General features: G+C 77.8%; 1 protein-coding gene. It reads left to right on the forward strand.

From position 1 onward, the window contains the following. On the forward strand, positions 1–807 hold an 807-nt coding region (locus tag L0B03_RS18585), incomplete at both ends, for a 3'-5' exonuclease (RefSeq protein ID WP_284502016.1).

Here is an 807-nt window from a genome sequence, read left to right on the forward strand (position 1 = left end):
GGCTGGCCCAGGTCCTGGCTGCAGGACGGGCCGTCGCGGCCGACACCGCGGCGACCGTGCTGGACGTCCTCTGGGCGCTGTGGTCGACCGCCGCGCTCGGCGAGGGCTGGCGTCGCAGTGCGCTCGCCGGCGGACCCGGCGGGGCTCGTGCCGACCGAGACCTCGACGCCGTCCTCGCGCTGTTCCGCGCTGCCGAGCAGTTCGTCGACCGGCTGCCCCAGGCCCCGGCCGAGGCCTTCCTCGAGCACCTGCGCTCGCAGGACCTCCCGGCCGACTCCCTCGCCGCGCACGGTGACACCGCCGAGTCCGTCGCCCTGCTCACCGCGGCCGGCGCGGCCGGTGGCGAGTGGGAGGTGGTGGTGGTCGCCGGGGTCCAGGAGGGGACGTGGCCCGACCTGCGCCTGCGGGACTCGATGCTCGGTGCCCAGCAGCTCGTCGACCTGCTCTCGGGCCGCGGCGTGCCGGGGGCCGCCGGGGACGGGTCCTCGGTCGCCGCCGAGGCCCGCGCCGCGGTGCTCGATGACGAGCTGCGGGCCTTCGCGGTCGCGACCTCCCGTGCCCGCCGCCAGCTGGTCGTGACCGCCGTACGGGACACCGACCACCAGCCCTCCGGCCTGGTGGACCTGATCGACCCCGGTCCGCAGGACGAGGGACCGGACCACCGGCTCACCACCGTCCCCCCGGGGCTCGACCTTCGCGCCGTGGTGGCGCAGTGCCGCGCCGAGCTCGAGGGCGCTGGACTCGCGGAAGGCGCCGTCCCTGGGCCGGACCACCCGGCGGCCCGGCTCCTGGCCCGCCTGGTGGCTC

This window comes from Actinotalea sp. C106 (assembly GCF_023630195.1).
Taxonomy (GTDB): Bacteria; Actinomycetota; Actinomycetes; order Actinomycetales; family Cellulomonadaceae; genus Actinotalea.